28 protein-coding genes and 1 pseudogene are annotated in these 26,674 nt (G+C 36.9%); 11 read left to right on the top strand and 18 right to left on the bottom strand.

Going from position 1 to position 26,674, the window contains the following annotated elements:
- Positions 1 to 16: 16 nt before the first annotated feature.
- The gene (locus Q0X66_RS03975; RefSeq protein ID WP_297703423.1) at positions 17 to 436 is read left to right on the top strand and encodes a nucleoside-diphosphate kinase; all 420 of its coding nucleotides are present in this window, start codon (positions 17 to 19) and stop codon (positions 434 to 436) included.
- Positions 437 to 475: 39 nt separating this feature from the next.
- On the opposite strand, the gene Q0X66_RS03970 is transcribed toward Q0X66_RS03975, so the two are convergent.
- The 3 genes from Q0X66_RS03970 to recF are packed head-to-tail and all read right to left on the bottom strand — an operon-like array spanning position 476 to position 2,275.
- A complete protein-coding gene (locus Q0X66_RS03970) occupies positions 476 to 769 on the bottom strand; it encodes a DUF721 domain-containing protein (protein WP_297703421.1) in 294 nt (97 codons plus the stop codon).
- Positions 769 to 1,194: a hypothetical protein gene (locus tag Q0X66_RS03965; RefSeq protein ID WP_297703419.1), complete on the bottom strand. Its 426-nt coding sequence runs from the start codon at positions 1,192 to 1,194 to the stop codon at positions 769 to 771. The genes Q0X66_RS03970 and Q0X66_RS03965 overlap by 1 nt, the downstream gene beginning before the upstream one ends.
- Before the next feature lies 1 nt (position 1,195).
- On the bottom strand, positions 1,196 to 2,275 hold the full coding sequence (gene recF / locus Q0X66_RS03960) for a DNA replication/repair protein RecF (RefSeq protein ID WP_297703417.1): 1,080 nt from the start codon (positions 2,273 to 2,275) through the stop codon (positions 1,196 to 1,198).
- Positions 2,276 to 2,390: 115 nt separating this feature from the next.
- On the opposite strand from recF, the gene Q0X66_RS03955 reads away from it, so the two are divergent.
- The 6 genes from Q0X66_RS03955 (at position 2,391) to Q0X66_RS03930 (ending at position 7,560) form a co-directional block, all read left to right on the top strand.
- Entirely contained in the window at positions 2,391 to 3,158 is a 768-nt protein-coding gene (locus Q0X66_RS03955) for a tetratricopeptide repeat protein (RefSeq protein ID WP_297703415.1), read from the top strand.
- The gene (gene ribH / locus Q0X66_RS03950) at positions 3,159 to 3,635 is read left to right on the top strand and encodes a 6,7-dimethyl-8-ribityllumazine synthase (RefSeq protein ID WP_297703413.1); all 477 of its coding nucleotides are present in this window, start codon (positions 3,159 to 3,161) and stop codon (positions 3,633 to 3,635) included. It begins immediately after the preceding gene.
- 163 nt (positions 3,636 to 3,798) lie between these two features.
- Positions 3,799 to 4,089 carry a riboflavin synthase subunit beta gene (locus tag Q0X66_RS03945; RefSeq protein WP_297703411.1) on the top strand — a complete coding sequence of 97 codons (291 nt, stop codon included), beginning with the start codon at positions 3,799 to 3,801 and terminating at the stop codon, positions 4,087 to 4,089.
- Positions 4,089 to 5,939, top strand: a complete 1,851-nt coding sequence (mutL, locus tag Q0X66_RS03940; RefSeq protein ID WP_297703409.1) for a DNA mismatch repair endonuclease MutL — start codon at positions 4,089 to 4,091, stop codon at positions 5,937 to 5,939. The genes Q0X66_RS03945 and mutL overlap by 1 nt, the downstream gene beginning before the upstream one ends.
- Positions 5,940 to 6,683 carry a rhomboid family intramembrane serine protease gene (locus Q0X66_RS03935; protein ID WP_297703408.1) on the top strand — a complete coding sequence of 248 codons (744 nt, stop codon included), beginning with the start codon at positions 5,940 to 5,942 and terminating at the stop codon, positions 6,681 to 6,683.
- A 1-nt stretch (position 6,684) separates the two neighbouring features.
- The gene (locus tag Q0X66_RS03930; protein WP_297703406.1) at positions 6,685 to 7,560 is read left to right on the top strand and encodes a rhomboid family intramembrane serine protease; all 876 of its coding nucleotides are present in this window, start codon (positions 6,685 to 6,687) and stop codon (positions 7,558 to 7,560) included.
- 35 nt (positions 7,561 to 7,595) lie between these two features.
- Here the strand turns inward: Q0X66_RS03930 and Q0X66_RS03925 are convergent, their stop codons facing one another.
- Entirely contained in the window at positions 7,596 to 7,718 is a 123-nt protein-coding gene (locus tag Q0X66_RS03925) for a hypothetical protein (RefSeq protein ID WP_297703403.1), read from the bottom strand.
- 52 nt (positions 7,719 to 7,770) lie between these two features.
- On the opposite strand from Q0X66_RS03925, the gene Q0X66_RS03920 reads away from it, so the two are divergent.
- A complete protein-coding gene (locus Q0X66_RS03920) occupies positions 7,771 to 8,577 on the top strand; it encodes an endonuclease/exonuclease/phosphatase family protein (RefSeq protein ID WP_297703401.1) in 807 nt (268 codons plus the stop codon).
- On the opposite strand, the gene Q0X66_RS03915 is transcribed toward Q0X66_RS03920, so the two are convergent.
- The 11 genes and pseudogenes from Q0X66_RS03915 to udk all read right to left on the bottom strand — a co-directional run bounded on the left by Q0X66_RS03915 (position 8,563) and on the right by udk (position 18,856).
- A complete protein-coding gene (locus tag Q0X66_RS03915; protein ID WP_297703399.1) occupies positions 8,563 to 8,886 on the bottom strand; it encodes a DUF6122 family protein in 324 nt (107 codons plus the stop codon). The genes Q0X66_RS03920 and Q0X66_RS03915 overlap by 15 nt on opposite strands.
- Positions 8,879 to 9,511 carry a WbqC family protein gene (locus Q0X66_RS03910; protein WP_297703396.1) on the bottom strand — a complete coding sequence of 211 codons (633 nt, stop codon included), beginning with the start codon at positions 9,509 to 9,511 and terminating at the stop codon, positions 8,879 to 8,881. The genes Q0X66_RS03915 and Q0X66_RS03910 overlap by 8 nt, the downstream gene beginning before the upstream one ends.
- A gap of 37 nt (positions 9,512 to 9,548) precedes the next feature.
- Entirely contained in the window at positions 9,549 to 11,252 is a 1,704-nt protein-coding gene (gene lepB / locus Q0X66_RS03905) for a signal peptidase I (protein WP_297703394.1), read from the bottom strand.
- Positions 11,253 to 11,303: 51 nt separating this feature from the next.
- Complete coding sequence (dapB, locus tag Q0X66_RS03900; RefSeq protein ID WP_297703392.1) at positions 11,304 to 12,005, bottom strand: 4-hydroxy-tetrahydrodipicolinate reductase; 702 nt, start codon at positions 12,003 to 12,005, stop codon at positions 11,304 to 11,306.
- A 3-nt stretch (positions 12,006 to 12,008) separates the two neighbouring features.
- Positions 12,009 to 12,647 (bottom strand): DUF5683 domain-containing protein, encoded by a 639-nt coding sequence (locus Q0X66_RS03895; RefSeq protein ID WP_297703390.1) that lies wholly within the window; start codon positions 12,645 to 12,647, stop codon positions 12,009 to 12,011.
- Positions 12,640 to 13,542: a ParB/RepB/Spo0J family partition protein gene (locus tag Q0X66_RS03890; RefSeq protein ID WP_297703388.1), complete on the bottom strand. Its 903-nt coding sequence runs from the start codon at positions 13,540 to 13,542 to the stop codon at positions 12,640 to 12,642. The genes Q0X66_RS03895 and Q0X66_RS03890 overlap by 8 nt, the downstream gene beginning before the upstream one ends.
- Positions 13,542 to 14,234: pseudogene (locus Q0X66_RS03885) on the bottom strand (AAA family ATPase); the annotation flags it as partial. The pseudogene Q0X66_RS03885 and the gene Q0X66_RS03890, both read right to left, overlap by 1 nt.
- Positions 14,235 to 14,397: 163 nt before the next feature.
- Positions 14,398 to 16,548, bottom strand: a complete 2,151-nt coding sequence (scpA, locus tag Q0X66_RS03880) for a methylmalonyl-CoA mutase (protein ID WP_297703386.1) — start codon at positions 16,546 to 16,548, stop codon at positions 14,398 to 14,400.
- Positions 16,541 to 17,923 (bottom strand): methylmalonyl-CoA mutase subunit beta, encoded by a 1,383-nt coding sequence (locus tag Q0X66_RS03875; protein ID WP_297703385.1) that lies wholly within the window; start codon positions 17,921 to 17,923, stop codon positions 16,541 to 16,543. Before Q0X66_RS03875 ends, scpA begins: the two co-directional genes overlap by 8 nt.
- Positions 17,916 to 18,248, bottom strand: coding sequence for a septum formation initiator family protein (locus Q0X66_RS03870; RefSeq protein WP_297703383.1), 333 nt, complete (start codon positions 18,246 to 18,248; stop codon positions 17,916 to 17,918). Before Q0X66_RS03870 ends, Q0X66_RS03875 begins: the two co-directional genes overlap by 8 nt.
- Positions 18,248 to 18,856 carry a uridine kinase gene (gene udk / locus Q0X66_RS03865; RefSeq protein WP_297703381.1) on the bottom strand — a complete coding sequence of 203 codons (609 nt, stop codon included), beginning with the start codon at positions 18,854 to 18,856 and terminating at the stop codon, positions 18,248 to 18,250. Before udk ends, Q0X66_RS03870 begins: the two co-directional genes overlap by 1 nt.
- A gap of 352 nt (positions 18,857 to 19,208) precedes the next feature.
- On the opposite strand from udk, the gene Q0X66_RS03860 reads away from it, so the two are divergent.
- From Q0X66_RS03860 to Q0X66_RS03850, 3 genes are read left to right on the top strand one after another with little or no spacing between them, the layout of a single operon-like run.
- The gene (locus tag Q0X66_RS03860) at positions 19,209 to 19,694 is read left to right on the top strand and encodes an acetyl-CoA carboxylase biotin carboxyl carrier protein subunit (protein ID WP_297703379.1); all 486 of its coding nucleotides are present in this window, start codon (positions 19,209 to 19,211) and stop codon (positions 19,692 to 19,694) included.
- A 10-nt stretch (positions 19,695 to 19,704) separates the two neighbouring features.
- A complete protein-coding gene (gene accC, locus Q0X66_RS03855) occupies positions 19,705 to 21,147 on the top strand; it encodes an acetyl-CoA carboxylase biotin carboxylase subunit (RefSeq protein ID WP_297703377.1) in 1,443 nt (480 codons plus the stop codon).
- 3 nt (positions 21,148 to 21,150) lie between these two features.
- On the top strand, positions 21,151 to 22,692 hold the full coding sequence (locus Q0X66_RS03850; protein WP_297703375.1) for an acyl-CoA carboxylase subunit beta: 1,542 nt from the start codon (positions 21,151 to 21,153) through the stop codon (positions 22,690 to 22,692).
- Between the two features lie 24 nt (positions 22,693 to 22,716).
- On the opposite strand, the gene Q0X66_RS03845 is transcribed toward Q0X66_RS03850, so the two are convergent.
- From Q0X66_RS03845 to Q0X66_RS03835, 3 genes are read right to left on the bottom strand one after another with little or no spacing between them, the layout of a single operon-like run.
- Positions 22,717 to 23,793, bottom strand: coding sequence for an anhydro-N-acetylmuramic acid kinase (locus tag Q0X66_RS03845; protein WP_297703373.1), 1,077 nt, complete (start codon positions 23,791 to 23,793; stop codon positions 22,717 to 22,719).
- On the bottom strand, positions 23,790 to 25,424 hold the full coding sequence (locus Q0X66_RS03840) for a glycoside hydrolase family 3 protein (protein ID WP_297703371.1): 1,635 nt from the start codon (positions 25,422 to 25,424) through the stop codon (positions 23,790 to 23,792). The genes Q0X66_RS03845 and Q0X66_RS03840 overlap by 4 nt, the downstream gene beginning before the upstream one ends.
- Positions 25,393 to 26,667, bottom strand: coding sequence for an MFS transporter (locus Q0X66_RS03835; RefSeq protein ID WP_297703368.1), 1,275 nt, complete (start codon positions 26,665 to 26,667; stop codon positions 25,393 to 25,395). The genes Q0X66_RS03840 and Q0X66_RS03835 overlap by 32 nt, the downstream gene beginning before the upstream one ends.
- Positions 26,668 to 26,674: the final 7 nt, after the last annotated feature.

The raw sequence follows: 26,674 nt of genomic DNA, 5'->3' as shown, positions 1-26,674 counted from the left end.
GCCCAAAATTTTATAAATGACGGCTAACAGAACTTTTACAATGATTAAACCAGATGCAGTTGAAAATGGACATATTGGAGCCATTTTAGAAAAAATTACATCTGCAGGTTTCAAGATCATAGCTATGAAATATACTCAATTGAGCAGGCGCGATGCCCAGCAGTTTTATGCCATTCACAGTGACCGACCCTTTTTTGGTGAGTTGATTCAGTTTATGACTAGAGGACCTATTGTTTCTGCTATTTTAGAGAAAGATAATGCGGTAGATGACTTTAGAGCATTAATAGGGGCTACAAATCCTACGGAAGCGGCTGAAGGAACTATTCGAAAATTATTTGCTAAAGATATAGGTGAGAATGCAATACACGGTTCAGATAGTGATGAAAATGCGGCTATAGAAGGAAGTTTCCATTTTTCAGGCAGGGAAATTTACTAAAGAGAATAGTACGAAAAAACCATTAATAAAACTTACCAATTACCTTAATACAATATTTTTGACTAGGTCCTTATTCATTTCTTCATTGATCATATCAATGATTTTGGATTTTCCATGACTTAGTTCTTCTCGTAATACAGAAGATGAAAGTGAGACAAAAAGCGTATCATTGCGCAGCTCTACTGCGGTAGTATAGTTATTCACTCCATTGTCCATTATCTTCTCCCAGGCTTTCTTAACCATAACCTTATCTATACCTTTCTGCAACTTATTTTCTTTAATAAATGCATTCAAAGCTTCACTCAGGGAATGTAGGTTTTTTTCTTTAGCCATTACTCTTTAACATTAACATTGATGGGCTGAAATCGTCTGTAATGATAATACAGGCCTTCTTTATTTTTAATAACCATATTGGATGTAGTAATCTTAGTTATTTGCTCTTCCCATGAACTTAAGTCATTCTGGTAACTCATCCAAAAAAAACCATCTCTTTCATTTATTTGGAATGACGTTGCATCATTGGAAGTAATATAAGTTCCATCAAATGTGGGTTGTACTTTCTTACGAAAACCTTTCATATTATTATATTCAAAATAATCAATAGTCATATTTACGTCATATTCTTTGCTTTCTCCATCGGGAAATTTAACTTCTTTAATTTCCCAATATCCGTTGATATGATTTAAATCTGAAACGGATATTTTTTCAGAACATGCCAGAAAGCATAAAAACAGTAGTAAAGAAGCCAGCTTACGCATACTACAAGTTAAAAATTTTATATGATTGATGAATAGATTTCACAACATTTTCGGTCCGCTCCGGATGTGTATCACTAATAAATATTTGTCCAAAATTTTCATTATCAACTAAGGTAATAATATGTTTTACTCTATTCTCATCCAATTTGTCAAAGATATCATCCAATAGCATTATCGGGGTAGTTCCGGCATGTGCCTTTAGAAAATGAAACTGAGCAAACTTTAAAGCGATTAAAAATGATTTTTGCTGTCCCTGACTACCAAATTTTTTTATAGGATGATCTTCAATTTCAAAGCGAAGATCATCCTTATGTATTCCTGTGGAGGTGTATTGCAATGCCCTGTCTTTTTCAATATTGCTTTCAAGCAGTGATAAAAAATCCTGTTCGAATAATTTGCTATCATAATGTACGTTAACCAATTCATGTCCTCCGGAAATTGCCAGGTATTGCTCTTTAAAAATAGGAATAAAATCTTCGATAAAAGTCGCACGTTTTTGGAAAATGCTTGTTCCATAGCCGTTTAACTGCTCGTTATAAACAGAAATCGTTGCCATGTCAAAAGAATGGTTAGCCGCAAAATATTTCAGAAGGGTATTACGCTGTTGAATTATTTTATTGTATTTAAGAAGCGTTTGCAGATACTCCTTATCTGACTGTGATATAACACTGTCCACAAATTTTCTTCTAATATCACTTCCCTCAAGAATTAAATCTCTGTCGGCAGGCGAAATAATAACTAAAGGTAATAGACCAATATGATCAGATAAGCGATCATAAACTTTATTATTTCGTTTTATGATCTTTTTCATGCCTTTTTTAAGGCTGCAAACAATCTTTTCGTTCCTGTCCTTGAGTTTAAAAGTACCTTCAATGATAAAAAATTCCTCTCCGTGCCTTATATTCTGACTGGCCAGGGGATTAAAGTAACTTTTACCAAATGCAAGGTGGTAAATAGCATCAAGAACATTGGTTTTTCCTTTACCGTTATCACCAACTAAACAATTGGTTTTGGAATCGAATTCATATTGTTGCGCCTCAAAATTTTTGTAGTTAACCAGTGATAAATTCTTCAGAAACATTGGGAAGATAATTTGGCAATAAACATGGAAGGTGCAAATTATCGAAAAATAACGAATAATTTGGCTTTTGGTTTTAGATAAAAACTTTATTTTTGCGCGACCAATAAATATAAAGATGGCAACATATAAGAAAAGGGGTTACAAGCCTAAAAACAAAGCCGAAGAAAGAGAATTTGATTCTAAGCATAGTGCGACAGCTGAGGTTTTTAGCAGCCTGGATGAAAGTGCTTCCAAATCTGAGCAATGGGTGGCCAAAAATCAAAATTATATCCTTGGCCTGATAGGTGTGATTGCTATAGCTGTGTTGGGCTATCTTTCTTATAATCAGTTTATTCAAAAACCTAAAGAGGCAAATGCTGCCAATGAACTTTTTTATCCACAACAATATTTTGATCAGGCTATAAACAATACAACCGCAAAGGATTCATTGTTTGGTTTAGCATTAAATGGAGCCGAAGGCAAATATGGTTTTCTGGATATTATCGACGAATATAAAGGGACAAAAGCAGCCAACCTGGCAAATTATTCTGCGGGCATGGCTTATTTGAACATGAAACAATACGAAGATGCTATCAGGCATTTGGAAAACTTTTCTTCAGATGATGCCATCTTAGGTGCCCTGGCGAAGGGGGGAATTGGAGATGCCTTTTTGCAATTAGGACAAACCGCAGATGCGTTAGAGTATTATGAGTTGGCATTTACGCACAATATAAATGATTATACCACGCCAAGATTTCTTTATAAGGCCGGAGTAACTGCTTCAGAGTTGAATCAGAATGATAAGGCACTTCAGTATTTCGAGAGAATTAAAGATGAATTTTCAAATTCGGAAGAAGCTAATACCATAGATGCCTTTATAGGAATGGCTAAAAGCAAAAAGTAAATGGCTACGTCCAACAAAAATTTGTCAGTTTATGACAAGAAAACAATCCCAAACGCAAAGGCTCTTCGGTTTGGGATTGTTGTTTCAGAATGGAATTCAAAAATTACGGAAGACCTTTTTAAAGGTGCTGAAACCGCATTATTGGATTGCGGTGTAAAACAAGGAAACATTTTAAGATGGAATGTTCCGGGTAGTTTTGAGTTGATATTTGGATGTAAAAAAATGATACAGCAAAATAATCCGGATGCCGTTATTGCAATAGGCAGTGTAATACGCGGTGAAACCAAACACTTTGATTTTGTTTGCAGTGCCACCGCCCAGGGAATAAAAGACCTGAATGTAAGTACCGACACCCCCGTGATTTTTTGCGTATTAACTGATGATAATCTTCAACAGGCAAAAGACAGAAGTGGTGGTAAGTATGGAAATAAAGGAACAGAAGCTGCAATTGCCGCAATTAAAATGGCACTACTTTAACTAATTACTGCTGATACCTTTTCCTATTATTCACATTTAGGTACAATTGGATTATATTGTAAAAAGTGATCTTAATAATGCGCATGCCGTAAACTGTTAACAATTTTTGGGAAGGTTATCTCTTCATTTTTTTTGATTTTAAGTAACTTTGAACCATAGGTATATGGGAAAATTTTCAAAACTTCGTAAGAATAGAAAATACAATTATACACCCCGTTATTATGACGACAAGGGTGAGGGTAGCCCATTTAAAATGCAGCCAAAACTTGATAAATATCGCACTACCATAGATGCGCCTAGAGGTTTAAAGGGAAAGTTTAGCAATGCAATGGGTGATATCAGGAAATCTGGCGATCGAAACTTAAAATTAAGAATGCTAATTATAATCGCTATCCTTATCCTAATATTCCTGTATATTATCGATTTTGATTTATCAATCTTCTATTCAAACTAATGGCAGATATTATACAACTTTTGCCGGACCACGTGGCCAATCAGATTGCCGCGGGTGAAGTAGTTCAACGCCCGGCTTCTGTGGTAAAAGAGTTGCTGGAAAACGCCATTGATGCAGGAGCTACTACCATAAAATTAATTGTAAAAGACGGAGGGAAGACTTTGATCCAGATTGTCGATGACGGATTGGGCATGAGTGTAACGGATGCCAGATTGAGTTTTGAAAGGCACGCAACTTCCAAAATCAATTGTGCTGAGGATTTATTTCACCTGGACACCAAAGGATTTCGTGGAGAAGCTCTGGCCTCTATTGCTGCTATATCGCATGTTGAAATGAATACCCGTCCGGCAGAAGATGAAGTGGGCACGCTTCTTAAAATTGAAGGGAGTAAGGTATTATCGCAAGAAGTAACCGTAACACCAAAAGGAACATCTGTATCAGTAAAGAATCTCTTTTTTAATATCCCGGCAAGGAGAAAATTCTTAAAGTCTAACCAGGTAGAATTACGTCACATAACTGATGAATTTCACCGGGTAGCTCTTGCACATTCATCGGTGCATTTTTATTTTTATAACAATAACAGTGAGCTATTCAACTTGCCTTCAACCAATTTAAAAAAACGAGTTGTACATATATTCGGAATTAAAACAAAAGAAAAATTAGTGCCTGTAGAGGAAGAAACCCGGGTGGTTAAGATATCAGGTTTTATTTGTAAACCGGAATACGCTAAAAAAAGTAGGGGAGAACAGTTTTTCTTTGTGAATAATCGCTTTATAAAAAGCCCGTATCTCCATCATGCGGTTATGGCTTCTTTTGAAGGGCTGTTAAGACCAGATACAAGTCCGGGCTACTTTTTATATCTTGAGGTAGATCCATCATCAATAGATATAAATATACATCCTACTAAGACAGAAATTAAGTTTGATGATGAACATACCTTATATGCTATACTAAAATCAACAATAAAACATAGCTTAGGTCAGTTTAATGTAAGTCCGGTTTTAGATTTTGACAAAGATCAGAATTTAGACACACCATATGTTTTATTAAATAAACAGGCACAGCAGCCTGGAATTACTATTGATCCTGATTATAATCCATTTAAGGAAAGCGGATTTGGAAATAGTAATAAAAAGTCTTTTACAAGGCAGTCTTCTGGGGATTGGGAAAGTATGTATGTAGGTTTGGAGTCAAAAGTTGGCAGGGGTGAGGGTTTTAGTACAGTACATTTTGAATCTGACACTATTACAGGTTCTATTTTTAAGGAACAGCAGGAATTAGATGGAATAGGGGCAACCACATTTCAGCTCAGAAGAAAATATATTGTAACGACCATAAAATCCGGGATGCTTATTATTGACCAGGGACGTGCACATCAACGAGTGCTATATGAAAAATTTCTTAAGAGTATTACGGTAAAAGAAACTTTAAGCCAACAATTGCTTTTTCCTATCTCACTAATTTTTTCAAAGACTGAATTAGCTGTTCTTAAAGAAATTAAAGGTAGTTTGACATCACTGGGTTTTGCGTTCGGTGCTTTTAAACAGGATGAACTCCAAATAACCGGAATTCCCCAGCTTATTAATGAGAGTGAAATAGGTATTATCCTGGATCAATTAATTTCTGATTATCAAATGGAGATAAATGGGAATGGATTTACTCAGTCTGAGGTATTATCAAAAGCACTTTGTAAGTCTTTGGCTGTAAAAACGGGAGAAATATTGGATAATGAGTCACAACAGGCTTTAGTAAATGCATTGTTTGCATGTAAGGAAACTAACCGAAGTCCGTTTAACAAATTAATTTACGTTACAATAACCGAGCGTGATATCGATAATAAATTTATATAGATGGGAAAACTTACCGATGCCATTAAGCATCTGCTAATTGTTAATGTGTTGTTCTTTGTGGCGACCAATCTATTTGGAGATCAGATGTATCAATGGTTTTCATTGTGGTTTCCGGAGAATGAGAATTTTGGAATTTGGCAGATTTTGTCCCATATGTTTATGCATGGCGGATTTATGCATATTTTATTTAATATGTATGCGCTCTGGGCCTTTGGTACGCCTTTGGAGCGAATGTGGGGTCGGAATAAGTTTTTGTTTTTCTATTTCTCAGCTGGAATTGGGGCAGCACTTATACATTCGGGCGTAAATTATTATTATTTCAATCAGGGGATTGAGGTCCTTGTGAATTCAGGAATAGCCAAAAGCCAGATTATGGAAATTATTGCGGGGGGACAATATAGTCCGGACTGGTACAATTATGCTCCAAAGAGTGTCATAGATAATTTTTTAGGTGCTTATAACACACCTGCCGTTGGTGCTTCGGGTGCTATATATGGGATACTGGTAGCCTTTGGGATGTCTTATCCTAATAGTGAATTATTCCTTATCTTCCTGCCAATACCTATTAAGGCAAAATTTTTCATTCCTGTTTTAATAGGTCTCGATTTGTTTTCAGGAGTTACTGGTTACTCCATATTTGGTAATGGGATTGCACATTTTGCTCATGTAGGTGGTGCCCTATTTGGATTTCTTATGATGTGGTACTGGAAAAAAAACCAGTTTAATAAAAATCGATGGAATTGAGATGGATACGGGAAATTTGAAATATCAATTTGCGCGACTAAACGTAGCAGAAAAATTAATTGCAGTAAACGTATTTGTTTTTATTATAAACGGATTGTTTACTTTTTTAATGGGCATGCCTTCCAATTCATTGATCCGCTGGTTTGAATTACCTAAAGATTTTATCGACTTTATTTCTCAACCTTGGTCACTGGTAACTTATTCCTTTTTCCACGGGGGTATCTGGCACTTATTTTGGAATATGATAATGCTTTATTTCTCGGGAAGGATATTCCTCAATCTTTTTGGGCCTAAAAAGTTCATGAGCGTTTATTTTTTGGGGGTCATATTGGGAGGATTAATCTTTTTATTAAGCTATAATGTATTTCCTGCTCTTTTAGCCACCAACGCCGCCCTTATTGGTGCGTCTGCTGGTGTGACTGCTGTTTTAATTTTTGTATGTACCTATATTCCTAACCAGGAGGTACGGCTATTTATTTTCAATGTAAAGTTGTGGTATATTGGAGCTTTCTTTGTGTTGGTAGATTTAATTCAGATACCATCCGGCGGAAATGCAGGTGGGCATCTTGCCCATTTAGGAGGAGCTTTACTCGGGTATGTGTATGCCAGGCAACTTCTAAAAGGCAGGGATATTGGAGAAGGATTTACCAAAATGTTGGAAAGTCTTGGAGGTCTTTTTAGGAAGAAAGAGAAAAAAGCGCCTTTAAAAACCGTCTACCGCCGAGCAAAAGGAAATAGCGTTTCAAATGTAAATTACGACAGGGAAAGTAAACAACGCAAGATTGATACCATCCTTGATAAAATAAGTAAATCGGGTTATGAAAGTCTCTCCAAATCAGAAAAGGATTTCTTATTTAAGGCGGGTAAAGAGGACTAATCTGTGAGAGAATTATCCCTTTTTGATAAGATAGTTTATTTTTTAAACTTGATAGTGGCGGTAATCCTTTTATTGTCATGTCTGGCACCATATATTTCTGTAAAGACATTTCTCCCTTTAGCTTTTTTGAGTTTGTTCTTTCCAATAACTTTTATCATAAATATTCCATTTGTTTTTTATTGGAGCTTTAGAAAAAAAAAGATATTTATAGTGTCATTTTCAGCTATTCTCATTTCCTTTTTGACTTTTGGCTCTTTTTATAGATTTGGTTCTTCCAATGTATATCCTGAAGATAAAGACCTGAGTATTATGACTTATAATTCCAGGGATTTTGGATTTGCAGGCAGGAAAAATAGTGAATTAACAGGGCATAAAATTGTCAATTTTATCACGGAACAAGATCCTGATATAATCTGTTTTCAGGAATCTAGCAGAATAGGACTGGGACAGTTAAAAAATTATCCATTTAAATACATAACTCCATATACCTCCCAGAAAAGTATTCAGGCTATTTTTTCAAAATACCCAATAGTCGGTAATGGTTCTCTCGAATTTCCGGATACTGCCAACAATGCTATTTATGCAGATATTAAATATAAAGGGGACACTATTAGGATATATAACCTTCATCTTCAATCATTTAAAATTATACCAGGGAGGGTAAAGAGTGTTGCACGCGGGATTAGGGCTTATAGTAAAATGGAAAAAACTTTTATTAAACAAGAAGAACAGGCGCAAATATTTGATAGGCACAGGAAAGAATCTCCGTTCAGCACTATAGTATGTGCGGATTTTAACAATACACCATTTTCAAATGTGTATCGTATTGCCAAGGGTGAAATGCAAGATACATTTGACGAGAAAGGAATTGGTTTTGGAAAAACTTTTGATTTAAAAGTTGTTCCATTTCGCATCGACTTTATTTTAGCGGATAAGACCATGCAAGTAATGACACATCAAAACTTTGACTTAAAACTATCTGATCACTACCCGGTACTGACGTCAATTCGACTCTGACAACAAGAAGTAACAATCAATCAAATCTGCCAGTATGTGAATGAGTAAAGCAAGCCCGATTATCCTTGTCTTCTTAAAAATAAACAGCAAGATATAAACCGCAATGGCCCAATAGGAATGAAGGGGGTGGAAATTAATACTGCATCTCCCGGGATCAAATATGGGATTAGCAATTAAATGATCTACATCAATTAAGATTCCCGAAAGGAGAATTAGGATAATCCATATTCTATTATTTTTAAAAAATATTAGGCCAATTGCTATTGGTACTATTATATGAATACCGTAATGGAGTAGGAATCTAAGCATTCAGAAAATTGAGATTTTGATTCATTAAATAATCAAGACTGGCAGTACCTTCGTTAAATAACAAATCCAGAACACTACAATTTTCAATAAAACCATGCCTGGCATTAAAAACCTGCATATAGCTTTTTTGCCTCATATTAATTTTTTTTTTGGCATGTACCAAAAACCTGGCATCAAAAACCGTTTTGGGATTTGGCTCATAGACATCAGTTTGCCTGTTGTTAATGTTGAATTGCAGGCAACTGGCAATAATATCAATTGCCTTAAGATTAAAATCTAATAAATAGGAGTAATTATTCATAAAAAGCGGAGCCAGATCATCTTCGTAATATTCAAAAAAAGGAGATGTCCTGTATGCGGTTTGAAGCGTCCTCCAATGTTGACGCTGCCATCTGTAATCATTATCCAGCCTTACATCTTTATACTTTTGTCTGCCCTGCTTGCCACCTACATGTTTAATTGGAATATTTAACATAAATTTTCCCTGATCTGTACAAATGAAGGCCCGGTTTCGATAGGTTTGTTTTTGATAATTGTCGCAGACTTCCCAGATTATTTTATTTTGCACAAGAGTTGCATAAGTGGCAATATCAGGCAAGTAGGTAGGATGGAGTAGCAAGTTCATCAATTAGTATTTTTTTTCCACCCAAAAAAATAAATAATTACTTTTTAAGCTTCTTTCTACGTTTCCAAAAGTAATCAAATATAAACCATGCCGCCAGTGCAATAAGGAAGTGCTTAAAATAAGACCGGGGTTCGCCATCACCTCCAACAGTTGTGAAAATCCTATCCCATCTGGGTTTCCAATGAGTAATTCCCTTGTTGAAATTATCAAAGCTAAGCCAAATAAATATTGGTTTGCCAACAATATGATTAGCGGGGACGTAGCCCCAACTCCGGCTATCTTCTGAGTGATCTCTATTATCTCCCATCATCCAATAGTAATCCTGTTTAAAGGTATAGGAGTCTGTAACCTGTCCATTTATACTTATCTGATTCCCTGAAACTCCGACAGTATTTTCTTCATAGTCGCGAATTATCTTTTTATAAAGTGGAAGAACTTTTGGAGTTAGCTTAATAGTTACTCCCTTCTTAGGTATGTAAATTGGTCCAAAGTTATCGTTATTCCAGGGATAGTCGGGAGCATGAGGGAATATATTATAACCCTTTACACCTTTGGGTTCTACTATTTTTACAACAGAATCTATATCAGTATTACTTTTTAATTCTTCCAACATTTCGTCGGTAAGTGTCACTGTGCGCTGGCGTCCTGTTTCTTCCCGTAGAGAAAGTCCTGCCTGTCTAATAACTTTTGGGGGAATTCCACTTGCATCGGTAATCAACTCTATTTCACCCTTCGCATTTTGACCTCCAGCTATGAGGTATTTACTGACAGCTTCAAATTGATTTTGGTTTAAAGGAGCCGACAAGTATTTTCTTGTAAACTCATCTATTCCCAAACTAATAAGTAGCCTTGATGATACTCCTTTCTGTGAGTAAACATTATAATCATATTGAGGCTTAGCTCTGTCTGACAGCTGAAGCTGTTTGGCATTGATGTATACTAAACCATCAATTACGGATAGCGAATCGCCAGGAGTTCCAACACAACGCTTTACATAATTGGATTTTTTATCAATTGGTTTTTTAACCCCTTCTTCCTTCTTAAAAAAGACGCGAACCGTATCTGCCGGCCAGCTAAAAACAACAATATCATTTTTTTTGACCTTTTCAAATCCCGCTAATCTAAAATAAGGAAGTTGAGGTTTCTTCAGATAAGATCTTATACCTAAGCCAGGAATTGTATCATGGACCATTGGAGCTGCTATGGTGGTCATGGGCGCACGAGCCCCATAATGAAACTTACTCACAAAAAGCAAATCACCAACTCTAAGGGTACGTTCCAGTGAACCTGTGGGGATTACATATGGCTGAATAAAATAAGTATGAACCAGTGTTGCAGCCACAACAGCAAATACAATGGAGCTTACCCATTCTCCTAATCCACTTTTTGGATGCAAACTTCTATCCTCAATATAAGTAACATCTTCGGCATAGTTAATATAGTAAATATAAAATCCAAGGGTTAGGATAACCAACCACGTATCAAGAAGGCTATTTTTACCGAAACTTCGTATAGTTTCAACCCAAATTACAGGAAACATCAGAAGATTAATTATAGGAATGAAAAGAAGTATTACCCACCATTTAGGCCTTCTTATAATTTGCATTAATACAATGGCATTATATACTGGAATAGCAGCTTCCCAAGGTTTTCTTCCTGCTTTAATATATAGCTTCCAGGTCCCTAAAAAATGAATGACTTGTATAACTAAAATAAAGATGATCCAATTTGTACTATTCATACTCTTATATATATTTTTTAAGACGTAATTTCGTCCGATTTGTTACCAAAATTAACCGAGGTTTAACACATCCTTCATGGTGAAGACACCTTTTTTTCCATTTAGCCATTCCGCCGCAACTACTGCACCTAATGCAAAACCTTCCCTATTGTTCGCTTTGTGCTTTATAACTATCTGGTCTTCTAAATTTTCATAAGAAATAACATGGGTACCGTATTCATCCGCAATCCTTTTGGAAATTATAGAGACATGTTGGTCTTGTGATTTTTCCATTTGCCAGCCTTTATAATCAGAATTCTCAATAATACCTTCAGCAAGTGAAATTGCAGTTCCACTTGGGGCATCGAGTTTTTGTAGATGATGGGTTTCTTCTATTGACACCCTGTATTGGGGTAAATTGCTCATCATTTTTGCTAAATAGCAGTTTAATTCAAAAAACAGATTTACGCCTAAACTGAAATTTGAAGCATAAATAAATGCCCCATTTTTTTCTTTACATAAAGAAATCACTTTGTCGTAATCTTTCAGCCAACCTGTTGTACCGGATATGACCGGAACATTGTGTTCAAGACAACTCTTAATATTATTAGATGCAGCCTGCGGACTACTAAAATCTATTGCCATATCCATTGCGGAATAGTCAACTTCTTTTGTGTCCACATCTACTTTAGCAACTATCGTATGATTTCTTTGGATAGCGATCTTTTCAATCATTTTTCCCATTTTCCCATATCCAAATAAACCTATATGCATATTTTAGAATTTAATGGTTAAAGCCACTCCATAGTTAGGGTCTCCAACTATTGGGTTATATTCGAGATACGGTTTAATATCCAAACTAAGATCGTCATCTACATTAAATTGTTTTAAATGTGCGTCAACATTGGCATCAATAATATTCAAAGCATATAATGCCAGGGTGATAAATAATGCAAGATCGCGATCTCTTTGATAACGTTCCTGCCCATCCTGCAGGGCGCTGTCTGATAAGTCCGGACTGCCAGGAACTATTCCAGAACCATTTACATCATAGAATTCATCATCTGTAAAACCAGCTCTTCTTCTTTTAAAGGCCGTTCGGAAACGATCATAAAGATCATCATTATACTTATAGGCATAGATTCCGACGCCTATGGCACCAATAACAATAGGAATTTTCCAATAGCGCTTATTATAGGCCTGACCTAATCCGGGCAGAATAGCAGAATAAAATGCGGCCCTACTAGGCGCTAAGGGATTTATACGCTTCTTTTCTACTTTACCTTCAACAACAATTTTTTGTTTTTTTGAATTTTGTGGAACAGAATCCTTAGGACTTTCTTTTTGACCTTCCTGGGCCAAGGAAAAAAGTACAGGGAACAATAATAAACATAAAAAAACAAGGTTTTTACTCACCTGTAATTAGTTTTTTCAATCGCTGAAAATCTTCCTCTGAACTGAAGGGAATACTTATCTTACCCTTACCATCATCTGTAGAATTGACTGTTATATTGGCAGAAAGATAGTGTTTAAGTTGTTTCGCGCCATTATTTATTAAATCTGTTGTTACTGACGACTTGTTTGAAGATTTCTTTTGATTAGGTCCTTTGTGATATCGCTGCACAAGACGCTCAGTTTCTCTAACGGACAAACTGTTTTTTACAATTTTTTCATAAAGGCTAATTTGATCTTCTTTTTGGTCAATATTTACCAGAGTCCTACCATGACCCATAGAAATGAAGCCATCTCGCATTCCGGTTTGTATAATGGGGTCCAGGCGTAATAAGCGAAGATAATTTGCAATGGTCGATCTTTTTTTACCCACCCGGTCACTTAACTTTTCCTGGGTCAAACCTATTTCATTGATTAAACGATTATAGGAAAGGGCAATTTCAATTGGATCCAGATCCTGGCGCTGAATATTTTCAACGAGAGCCATTTCAAGAGACTCCTGGTCATTGGCAATTCTAATATATGCCGGTATTGTTCTAAGTCCAATTAATTTAGAAGCCCTATACCTTCTCTCTCCTGAAACTAACTGAAATTTATTAAAGTCAGATTTTCTTACTGTAATTGGCTGAATAACTCCTAATTCTTTTATAGAGGAAGCCAGTTCCTGAAGGGTATCATCATTAAAATGAGAACGGGGCTGAAAAGGATTTACCTCAATAGAATCAATATCTAGTTCTACTATATTACCAACAACTTTATCAGCGTTTCTGTCCGATACCGAATTAATATCATTTTCAGGATCTTTAAGCAGAGCAGAAAGTCCTCTTCCCAAAGCCTGTTTCCTGGTTGCTTTCGCCATTACACCTTCTCTCTATTTTTTTTCAATAGTTCGTTAGCCATATTTAAGTAGTTTGTTGCACCTTTACTACTGGCATCATATTTTATGATACTTTCTCCATGACTGGGGGCCTCTCCCAAACGAACATTACGTTGAATTATAGTATCAAAAACCATATCAGAGAAATGTTTCTTGACCTCTTCCACAACCTGATTAGACAGTCTCAATCTGGAATCGTACATGGTTAACAACATCCCTTCAATATCCAATTCAGGATTGTGAATCCTTTGTACACTTTTTATGGTGTTTAATAATTTACCAAGTCCTTCCAAAGCAAAATATTCACATTGTATGGGAATAATTACAGAATCTGCAGCTGTTAAGGCATTTAGTGTAAGTAATCCTAAAGAGGGGGCGCAGTCAATAAGAATATAGTCGTATAACGCCCTTAAATCTCCAATGGCTTTCTTCATCATATATTCCCTTTCATCTTTGTCGACCAATTCTATTTCAATGGCTACAAGATCTATGTGTGCGGGAATCAAATCTACATTAGGAGATGAAGTCTGAATAATTGTTTCTCCAGCTGTCTTTGTATGTTCCATCAACTGGTAAGTACCAATTTGAATCTCATCTGCATTAATACCTAATCCAGACGTAGCATTGGCCTGGGGGTCGGCATCAATTAATAACACTTTTTTTTCAAGTACACCCCAATAATCTTGCCCATAATTGAAGTAAGTTAGGGGTTAAAAATACGATTATTTACAATGCACAAAAAAGTATTTTGTTAACACAAAGTGAATAACTCTGACAAAAGCGTTAAAGTTGGTTAAAGTAAAGCTATTAAGCCATTGGGTAAGGTATCCTAACCAATTAATCTATTAAAATATCAAGTATCTGGATAGCTGCATCACTAATTTTGGTGCCTGGTCCAAAAACAGCTGCAGCTCCGGCATCAAATAAATAGTTATAATCCTGTTTGGGAATTACACCCCCCACAATTACCATGATATCTTCTCTGCCATATTTTTTCAACTCTTCCAAAACCTGTGGTACCAAGGTTTTGTGCCCTGCAGCTAAGGAAGAAACACCAAGAATATGAACATCATTTTCCACGGCCTGTTTTGCTGCCTCCGCAGGTGTTTGGAATAGGGGTCCTATATCAACATCAAATCCGAGATCTGCATACCCGGTAGCGACAACTTTCGCACCGCGATCATGCCCATCCTGACCCATTTTAGCAACCATAATCCGAGGTCTTCGACCTTCTTGGGCTGCAAATTTATCGGCCAATTCTCTTGCCTTTTTAAAACTCTGGTCGTCCTTAATTTCTTTTGCGTACACTCCTGTAAACGATTGAATTTTTGCTTTATATCTTCCAAAAGCATCTTCCAGAGCATCACTAATCTCTCCAAGAGTGGCCTTAGCCCTGGCGGCTTCTATCGCTAAAGCTAACAAATTGTTTTCACCCTGACCAGATTTTGCTGCGGTTTTATCTTTTGCGGCTTCTGTTATTTTTTTCAGTATACGCTTTACCTTTGCGTTGTCTCTTTTCTGTTTTAAAGATTCTAACCGTTCTAGTTGTTGTCTTCGTACCTCTGCATTATCTACCTCCAGAATCTGCAATTCATCTTCTTCTTCCAACTGATATTTGTTGACACCAACAATAATATCTTGTCCGCTGTCTATACGAGCCTGTTTTTTGGCGGCAGCTTGTTCAATCCGCATTTTGGGGATACCAGCTTCAATTGCTTTTGTCATACCACCATGCTCCTCGACTTCCTCAATAAGCTTCCAGGCTTTCTTGGATAATTCATTTGTCAAATATTCTACGTAGTAACTACCAGCCCAGGGGTCGACTGTTTTTGTGATTTTTGTTTCTTCCTGAAGATAGATTTGTGTATTTCTTGCTATACGTGCCGAAAAATCAGTGGGTAAAGCAATGGCCTCATCTAAGGCATTCGTGTGCAGGCTTTGAGTACCTCCCAAAGCCGCTGCCAACGCCTCAATTGTAGTTCTTGCAACATTGTTGAAGGGGTCTTGTTCGGTAAGACTCCAACCACTGGTCTGACAATGAGTTCTGAGTGCCAAAGATTTTGGATTTTTAGGATTAAACTGTTTCACGAGTTTAGCCCAAAGCATTCTTCCTGCCCTCAGTTTGGCAATTTCCATAAAATGATTCATTCCAATAGCCCAGAAAAAAGAAAGTCTGGGGGCAAACTGATCAATATCCAGACCTGCTTTTAAACCAGTTCTAATATATTCTAGTCCATCCGCCAGAGTGTAGGCAAGTTCAATATCTGCCGTAGCACCGGCTTCCTGCATATGATAGCCGGAAATACTTATGCTATTAAATCTGGGCATATATTTACTGGTAAATTCAAAAATATCTGCAATTATCTGCATAGAAGGAGCAGGTGGGTAGATGTAAGTATTTCTAACCATGAATTCTTTGAGTATGTCATTTTGAATGGTCCCGGCGAGTTGTTCAGGAGACACTCCTTGTTCCTCTGCGGCAACTATATAAAAAGCCATAATTGGCAGTACCGCACCATTCATGGTCATTGATACAGACATTTTATCTAAGGGAATGCCATCGAACAAAATTTTCATATCCTCAATAGAATCGATAGCCACGCCGGCTTTACCTACATCTCCAACCACTCGTTCGTGGTCGCTGTCATAACCTCTGTGGGTGGGCAGGTCAAAGGCAACAGAAAGACCTTTTTGACCAGCTGCCAGATTGCGCCTGTAAAAGGCATTGCTTTCATGTGCAGTAGAGAAACCAGCATACTGTCGTATTGTCCACGGTCTTCTAACATACATAGTAGAATATGGGCCTCTTAAATTAGGGGGAATGCCGGCTGCAAAATTAAGATGCTCTAAATGTTCAATATCATTTTTTGATATAAAGGATTTTACCTGGATATCTTCGGCAGTAATAAAGTCGGGTTTTTTTGATTCTTTTTGTCTATAAGAATCAATAGTTTTTAAATTTAGATGTTGCAGCTCTTTTCTACTCATGATCCAATCTTATTTTTTCTGACGATTCTGACAATCTGATTTCCGCTATTGGTTCAATAATGGTTTTCCTTGGATTTTTTTTGGCAAAAGGATTTTTTTGTAATTCCTGCTTCATTTTGTCCATTTCGTTAGGGTATTTATTACTACCTAATAATACCTCCTCTCCGGCATCATAGCGAATTTGTTGTTTAAGTGCACTTTCCCTGATTTTCCTTTGAATATTATGAGCTTTTAATTGTTTTAAAAAGCCATCACCTTGCTCAATTTGTTTAAAGATATCCAATGCCTTTTCTGCCAGTTGCAGGGTAATCACCTCTATATAATATGAGCCATCTGACGGATTCGCAATTTTGTCCAAATAACTTTCACCTTTTAAAATAAGCAATTGATTTCTGGATATTCTTTCTCCAAACTCATTATTTTCATGATATATGGCGTCATAGGATAAATTATAAACTGTATCAGCTCCGCCGAGAATTGCAGACATACACTCTGTTGTGGTCCTAAGTAGATTTACATTGTAGTCATATATTGTCTTGTTTCGGTTTGAGGGGCAAGCCAAAATATGACAATCCGAAGAAACTCCGAATTCAACTGCAAGTGTTTTCCAGAGCAGGCGTAAGGCTCTTAATTTAGCAATCTCAAAAAAGTAATTTCCATCTACAGCCATTTTAAAACAAACTTTCAGATCAGAACGCAATAACTTTTTCTTATTCAAAAAATTAAGATATTCACTTGCGTGCCCAAGAGCATAAGCTAGTTGCTGGGTTCGGTTGGCTCCTGCATTTTGATAGAGTGAAACGTCAATACTTAAGGTTGGGGTGTTTGCAGCCTCATTTAAAATTTCTTCCAGGGCAGCATGGTCTGATTCAAAGTCTGTAAACCAATTTCCAGTTTTGCAAAAATTACCCAAAATATCAATATGAAAATAAATATTCTCTTTAGCGCTACCGGCATATGATAGAAGATCCATGATGTACGCCAGAGATAGAAATTGAAATTCAAAGTGGACAGGGATTGAATTTATATCAATACCCTTTAAGATCACCTTTGGTTTCAAATCAGGATTGGCCAGGGTGAAAATCAAACTTTCAGTTCCGTTTTTGACAGCCTTTAAAGCCTTTTTATTTGCTTTTGAGGCATCTGTAACCAAAATATGCTGCCCAATTAGCCAGTCAGATTTGGTAGAGGACGAACTTATGAGCCTTTCATTAAGATCATCAGCCTGGTAAAAAGGTTTCACTTTAATGCCTTCCGGTGACTCCCATATCAGCGTATCATTGTAATCTGCGCCTTTTAGATCTGCTTGTATTTTTTGCTTCCAGGCTTGTTGAGAAACCGCCGGGAAATCTTTAAACAGTTGTTTTTTATTCATTTTCTTTCTGTTTTGTACTATCCTCGTACTCAATCAAATAAATTTCCTCGTTCTTTTTTTTAAGATAATAGTTTTCCCGAGCAAATTTTTCTAATTCTTTGGGGTCCGAGAGTTGTTCTATAATTTCTTTATCCTTAGTTATTTCTTCTTTCAGAAATTCCTGGGTCTTTTCTAATTTTTTGATTTCTTTCCTCAACTCCATATGTATAAGCAAAGAGTTTGTATCGAAAAAAGCCATCCATATGACGAAGACGGTTAATACCAGCACATAAATATTTGTCAATATTCCGAACCACTTCTTATTTCGGATAGCTTTAAAACCCATTAGCTTAATTTTTCATTAATGATGGTGCGCACAATATCTACGGCTACCGTATTGTATTTATTATTTGGAATAATTATGTCTGCATATTCCTTTGTAGGTTCTATGAATTGATCATGCATAGGCTTCAAAGTGGTTTGATACCTGCTTAGAACCTCCGATAAACCCCTGCCTCTCTCATTTATATCCCGTTTGAGTCTCCTTATGAGCCGTTCATCAGAATCGGCATGTACATAGATCTTGATATCGAACATATCCCTGATAACCGGGTTAGTCATGATCAAAATTCCCTCAATTATCATTACTTTTCTCGGGTGAGTCCTTATCGTGTCTTTCGTTCTATTGTGTTTTGGGAAGGAATATACAGGCTGATCAATGGGCTCTCCCTGCCTTAACTTGTTAAGGTGTTCTGCCAAAAGCTCAAAGTCAATTGCCCTGGGATGGTCAAAATTAATTTTTGAACGCTCGTCAAAACTTAGGTGCGACAGGTCATTGTAATATGAATCCTGAGATATTAATCCAACTTCTTCATTAGGAATTTCGTTAATAATTTGATTAACAACTGTGGTTTTACCACATCCTGTCCCTCCCGCAATTCCGATTATTAACATATTGGTTCAATTTGTACCAAAAATACAGATTTGGGATGATATTTATCCAGACAATCGCCTTCCTTTTATAACTACATAATTACAGGAACAAATTCGTTTAAAACATGATAATATTCATATTCAGCATAATAATTTAGTAATAATTTTGAGAAAATGAACTGATAAATTGATCTCAATTGAGATTATTCAGACATTAGAAAGAGGAAAAAGGTAATGGGCTATGGCAATTCATATCTTATATTAAAATCCCCTAAATTAATTGCTATTTATTTTTAATGGAAATCATAAAATTTCTATAACTTAATAGTCTTTTCTCAGAAGATAATTTTAACTAGATCAAATTAATATATCTATGGATAATTCGTTTAAGGTTGTCGTAGACAGTAATCAGGAGTTTAAGATTACCAGCGATGACATCTCGAAAATTGATGCCTTACAAACTTCATCTAATTCGTATCACATATTAGAGGAAAATAAATCCTTTAAAGCAGAAGTTACCGAAAAAGATTTTTATCATAAGAAGTATACCATTAACATTAACAATAGTTCTTATAAAGTTGTTATTTCGGATGGTCTGGACCTTTTAATAAACAAAATGGGTTTTGCACTTTCTTCAGCTAAGGATATCGATTCTATATCGGCTCCAATGCCGGGTCTAATATTAGAGATACATGTTCGAATTGGACAGGCGGTTAATGAAGATGATCCTTTATTAATACTTGAGGCAATGAAAATGGAAAATGTAATTACCTCGCCAAGGGATGGGATTATTAAAAGTATTATGGTAAAGAAAAGTGATGCAGTTGATAAAAACCAATTATTGATTGAATTTGAATAATTAATCTACTATGAAAAAAATATTAATAGCAAACAGAGGGGAAATTGCCATCAGGGTAATGCAAACTGCCCAAAAAATGGGGATTAAAACTGTGGCTGTCTATTCTAAGGCAGATAGGAATGCACCTCATGTAAAGTTTGCAGATGAAGCCGTTTGCATAGGCGAAGCTCCTTCCAACCAATCCTATTTGTTGGGATCAAAGATTATTGAAGTGGCAAAAAAGCTAAATGTAGACGGGATTCATCCCGGATATGGGTTTCTAAGTGAAAATGCGGATTTTGCAGAAGAAGTAGAAAAAAATAATATCATATTTATAGGTCCAAAATCAAAAGCTATCCGCGTAATGGGGAGTAAACTGGCCGCCAAGGATGCTGTTAAGAATTATGATATTCCTATGGTCCCCGGGATCGATGAAGCTATTACTGATGTGAAGAAAGCAAAAGTAATTGCAAAAGAAATAGGTTACCCTATTTTAATAAAAGCTTCTGCCGGGGGAGGTGGAAAAGGGATGAGAGTGGTTGAGGAAGAAAAGGAATTAGAATCGCAGATGAAGAGGGCAATAAGCGAAGCCACATCTGCATTCGGTGATGGCTCTGTGTTTATTGAAAAATATGTGACCTCACCCAGACATATAGAGATTCAGGTCATGGCCGACAGCCATGGAAATATCCTTTATTTTTTTGAACGTGAATGCAGCATTCAACGAAGGCACCAAAAAGTAGTTGAAGAGGCGCCTTCATCTATACTTACCCCAGAGTTAAGAGAAGAAATGGGTATTGCTGCAACCAAGGTTGCAAAAGCCTGTGATTATCTGGGAGCGGGGACAGTAGAATTCCTGATGGATGCTGATCATAAATTTTATTTCCTGGAAATGAATACGCGGCTTCAGGTTGAACACCCGGTTACAGAATTGATCACTGGAGTGGATCTTGTAGAGCTTCAGATTAAAATTGCAAGAGGAGAAGCAATGACCATTAAACAGGAGGATCTTCATATAAATGGCCATGCTTTAGAGTTGCGGGTTTATGCCGAAGACCCCCTTAATGATTTCCTGCCCAGTGTAGGCACTTTGGAAACCTATAAGCTGCCCACAGGGAAAGGGGTTCGTGTAGATAATGGTTTTGAAGAGGGGATGGATGTTCCAATCTATTATGATCCAATGTTGTCAAAATTAATCTCTTATGGCAAGGATAGAGATGAAGCAATTCAAATCATGCTTAAGGCCATAGAAGATTATCATATTGAAGGAGTGGAAACTACGCTGCCTTTTGGTAAATTCGTTTTTGAACATGAGGCCTTCAGATCAGGAAATTTTGACACTCATTTTGTTAAAAACTATTATTCTCCTGAAGTATTAAATAAGAAAGCGGAAGAGGAGGCCAGAATTGCTGCAGTATTGGCAGTTAAACAATATTTGAAAGATCAGAAAATCTTAAGAATACCAACAAACTAACATATGGACCCTAATTTAGAAAAATTAAAAGAAAGAATATCCCTTGCGCATATAGGTGGGGGACAAAAACGAATAGATAAACAGCACCAGAAGCAAAAACTAACTGCGCGTGAAAGGGTAAATTATTTATTGGACGAAGGTTCATTTGAAGAGATGGGTATTTTGGTTACCCACCGCACGACGGACTTTGGGATGGATAAGGAAATTTACTTTGGTGATGGTGTGGTTACCGGTTATGGAACCATCAATGGTCGTTTAGTATATGTCTACGCCCAGGATTTTACGGTATTTGGAGGTGCTCTATCTGAAACCCATGCAGAGAAAATTTGTAAGGTAATGGATCTTGCTATGAAAGTTGGCGCACCTGTTATTGGTTTAAACGATTCAGGCGGGGCCAGGATACAGGAAGGGGTAAAATCTTTAGGCGGATATGCGGATATTTTTTATAGAAACGTTCAGGCTTCGGGTGTAATACCGCAGATATCAGCCATAATGGGGCCATGTGCAGGAGGCGCTGTTTATTCGCCCGCTATGACAGATTTTACCATAATGGTGGAGCAAACCAGTTATATGTTTGTAACAGGTCCAAACGTGGTAAAAACTGTTACTAATGAAGAAGTTACTTCAGAGGAACTGGGAGGTGCTAGTACGCACTCAACTAAATCCGGGGTTGCCCATAAGACTTCTGCAAATGATGTGATTTGTCTGGAAGACGTTAAAAAATTGCTGAGTTATTTACCCCAGAGCAACCGTGAAAAACCTGCCTCATTACCTTATGAGTTAGGGGATGAGGTGCGCGATGAGCTTTCAGATATTATTCCTGATAATACCAATAAGCCTTATGACATGCATGATGTTATTAATGGTATAATTGACAAAGAATCTTTTTATGAGATTCACGAGGATTATGCAGAAAACATCATTGTAGGCTTTGCACGACTGGCAGGCAGAAGTATTGGTATAATTGCCAACCAACCAATGTTTCTCGCCGGAGTATTAGGAACACAAACTTCAGTCAAAGCAGCCAGATTTGTGAGATTTTGTGATAGTTTCAATATTCCATTATTGGTGTTGGAAGATGTACCGGGATTTTTACCGGGTACGGATCAGGAATGGAACGGTATAATTGTTCAAGGAGCCAAGCTATTGTTTGCCTTTAGTGAAGCAACTGTTCCAAGGATAACGGTTATTACCAGGAAAGCCTATGGAGGCGCCTATGATGTAATGAATTCCAAACATATTGGCGCGGACTTTAACTTTGCCTGGCCTTCCGCAGAGATTGCTGTGATGGGTGCGAAAGGAGCGAGTGAGATTATTTTCAGGAAAGAAATTATGAGCGCAAAGGATCCTGTTAAAAAGCTGGCGGAAAGAGAGGCGGAATATGCAGAAAAATTTGCCAATCCGTTCATGGCAGCCAGAAGAGGCTTTATTGATGAAGTGATCTTACCACAAAATACCAGAAGAAAACTTATCAAAGCTTTTAACATGCTCGAGAATAAGGAAGTTTCTGCTCCAAAACGAAAACACGGAAATATTCCGCTTTAGGATTTAAAAGGGGCTAATTATAAGTCAAGCTGGTAAATATACTACTCCGCTTGATGAGTCTTTAGAGGCTCCTGTAACTGTTTTTAGCACATTAATTTCCTGTTCAATGCGCAATATTCCCATTAATGCAAAGATCAATGCTTCCTTGTATTCAATTAATTTCTTTGATGGGATAACAAGACTTACGGTTGGGGAGAGTTTTGACTGAAGTAATTCCATCATAAATGGGTTTAGAGCACCTCCGCCAGTAACAAAAAGAGTACTTTGATCTTTTGCGGCATACATTTTTATTTGCAATGCAACCTGCTTACAGATATGATGCACTGCCGTATGTAATAAGTTTTCCGTAGTATCCTTTGTGGCATCAATGATAGGCACAACCTTTTCTACAAACCATTCGTATCCTGTTGATTTTGGGAAAGCTAAGCTGTAATATGAAAGTTGGTTTAATCTTTCCAGCATATCATTGTTAATGTTGCCCTTCCTGGCCAGCATACCATTATCATCATAATTTAGTCCAATTTTCTGTGTGATATGGTTTAATATCATGTTTGCCAATCCAATATCATAGGCTATGCGCTTACCCCCATATTCAAATGATACATTTGCGATTCCACCCAGATTCAGACAAAAATCATACTTGCCAAAAAAAAGTAAATCTCCAATAGGTACCAGAGGAGCCCCTTCTCCACCCAGAGCAACATCATTAGATCTAAAATCGCAGACCGTTTTATGTCTGCTGACGTTCGCAAGGTGTTGTCCGGATCCGATCTGAAATGTTAACCCTAGTTGTGGCTGGTGGTGGGTTGTATGGCCGTGACTCGATATAATGTCTACATCAAGACCTTTTTCTTCAATAAACTCCCTGGCATGCTGCCCTAACCAGCTTCCATAAGTGTTATGAAATATTAATAATTCATCTGCCGGCAGAGCTATTGAATTTTTCAGACGGGCGCGCATATCCTTGTCATAGCCGATGGCACGTGTTTCCTTAATTTCAAATTTCCATTGGTCAAATTTTTTCCAGATATGGCAGTAGGCCAGATCGAGGCCGTCCAGGGAGGTGCCTGACATTAAGCCTAAAACTTTGTGAATTTTCATTGTATTATTTCATCAAGAGTTATCGGTAAGCTACCATTGGCATTTGACTTTCCTAAAAAGTGCTGAGCTGCATTCTGCTGAAAAACTTCAAAATTTTGATATACCAGCACTACAGCCTCTGTTTTTTTTATTTGAAGAAGGTTTAAAACATAAGGGTTTCCAAATAGATATAAAATGACATTTTTTGTTTCAATCAGTTCTTTTAGGAACTTTAAATGTTCTTCAGGAATGCCAAAATTGTTTGGGGGTTTTACCATTGGTGGATATAATGCAATCAAGACGTTTTCCAAATTAGAAACTTTTTCCTTTATTAAATGTACATTATTATCCGTGGTGGAAAAAAACTTAAAATCAACATCTTTTCTAATAATCGGAAAAAAGGAATTATTGTTTTCATTGGCTATTTCAATACCTGTGAATCCCTTACCTGCAAATGAGTTTATTTCCATTGGAGAACCCTTATATAGGGTTAGACTTTGTTGAGCAAGCCTAAAATTTAGCTCAGAAGGATCTATTAATCCAGTCTCTGAATTTGTATTTTCTCTATTGAATACCTTTTCCTTAAGTTTCCAAATTCTTGCAAAGCTTAATTCAATTTGTTCTTCTTCCGCGTTTTGTAAAATAGTATCTATACCCTCTACAACATGTTCGGCAAAACATAAAATATCATTACCGGCATCAAATGCCGCCCATTCTAAATCACCCTTATTAGAGAACATTTTGGAAACAGCATGCATATTCAATGCATCTGATACCACTAATCCCTGAAATCCTAATTCTTCTCGTAAAACCCCTTTAATTATTTTCTTTGAAATGGAAGAAGGTTCCATTGAGCCATTAGTTAGGCCGGGTACTGCAAGATGCCCTACCATTATAGATTCTATCCCGTTTTTAATTAATTGATTGAACGGGTAAAGTTCATTCTCAAGAAGTTCTTCTTTTGATTTGTTGATTAAGGGAAGTCCTAGATGAGAATCTGTAGCTGTGTCGCCATGCCCGGGAAAGTGTTTCGCACTGGTAAGTATTCCTTTACTTTGTAGTCCTTTAGCAAAAGCAAGAGATTTTTGGGCCACATTATGCTTATCACTACCAAATGACCTATAGCCTATTACCGGATTTTCAGGATTGCTATTAATGTCAGCGACAGGAGTAAAATTCCAATGTATTCCTGCTTGTTGGCAATCAGAGGCGATATTCCTGCCAACTTCTGTAATAACTTCGTCATGATCTTTTATGGCACCAAGTGTTATAGCATATGGGTATTGTGGAGTGTTTTCTACTCGCATCGCCAATCCCCATTCAGCATCAATGCTAATTAACAACGGATATTTGGCAACTTGTTGGTAACGTTTAATAAGAGATTTCAGAACATGATAACTATCCTTATTATATGCTACCTTTTTCTTTCCTTCATAATTTGTAGCGGCACTGGCCCTGGAATGAAAAAAACAAAGCCCTCCAATATGGTAGTTTGCTATTAAATCTTGTAACCTTAATATTTCTTCTTCACTGTCATTGATAAATGCGGCAGGCATAAAAAGTTGTCCAACTTTTTCCTTTTGCGAGAGTGTGTTTTTAGCTTTTGAATAGTCCATATTGTCACTCCTCAGTAGTTGCCCCCTTTTTTCCATAATCTGCAGGATATTTTAAGTATTTTAAAATAAATAATGCCGGAAGTGCACCAAGCACCACCCATATAAAGAACCCATCATATCCCAGCCATTCCTGAATATAGCCACTCACAAGGCCCGGGAGCATCATTCCAAGGGCCATAAACCCTGTTGCAAGTGCATAATGAGAGGTTTTGGAGGCTCCTTCAGCGATGTAAATCAGATAGACCATAAAACCAGCGATCCCAAAACCATAACCAAACTGTTCTAAAACCACGGTGGTTATAACGGCGAACTTATTTGTAGTATTTGTTATCGCCAGGAAAGCGTAAAATGCATTGGGAATATTTATGGAAAGTACCATGGGTAACATCCACTTTTTTAAGCCATCTTTTGAAATCAGTATCCCGCCCAAAATTCCTCCAATGGTAAGCATAATAACACCGATAGTTCCATATATGTAACCAACTTCAGAGGTGGTATAACCCAAACCGCCTTTAGCAGTGGAATCCAGGAAAAAAGGTGCAGACATTTTCACCAATTGCGATTCTCCAAATCGGAAAAAGAGAACAAATGCTAATGCAATCCCCATGCCTTTTTTATTGAAAAATGTCCTAAATACTTCAAAAAAACCTGCAGGTTTCTGTTTTTCAATAGCTTCCGAAGATTCAAATTTTGGGGTAACAAAAAAATTGGTAAGCGTTAAACCAAACATTAAGAGTGCCGCAGCTACCATGGTAATAGACCATGCCTTTGTATTATCTCCATAATAATTTTCCAAAAATCCCGCAAGAATAACCAAAAGCCCTTGTCCTGTAACATTTGCCAGTTTGTAGAAGGTACTCCGAATACCAACAAAAAAAGATTGTCTATCCTGAGTTAAACCTATCATATAGTAGCCATCTGAAGCAACGTCATTAGTTGCAGAGGCAAATGCAGCCATCCAGAAACACGCCAAAGTGGTTACAAAAAATATGTTAGTAGGCAAAAATAGTCCAACACCTAACAAGGCTATTGCAACCAGGAGTTGCATGAATAAAAACCAATTTCTCTTGGTACTTATAATGTCTACATAAGGGCTCCATAAAGGTTTTATTACCCATGGCAGATAAAGCCAACTGGTGTATAAACCAATATCAGCATTGCTTATACCAAGCTTTTTGTACATGATAACAGAGACGGTAACAACCAGAACAAATGGGAGGCCTTGCGTAAAATAGAGTACTGGTATCCAGACCCAGGCACGTTTATTTTTTTGTATCATGTTGGTT

It is taken from the genome of uncultured Eudoraea sp., from assembly GCF_947260015.1.
Classification (GTDB): Bacteria; Bacteroidota; Bacteroidia; order Flavobacteriales; family Flavobacteriaceae; genus Eudoraea.
This window is presented reverse-complemented; position numbering and strand designations above follow the sequence as displayed.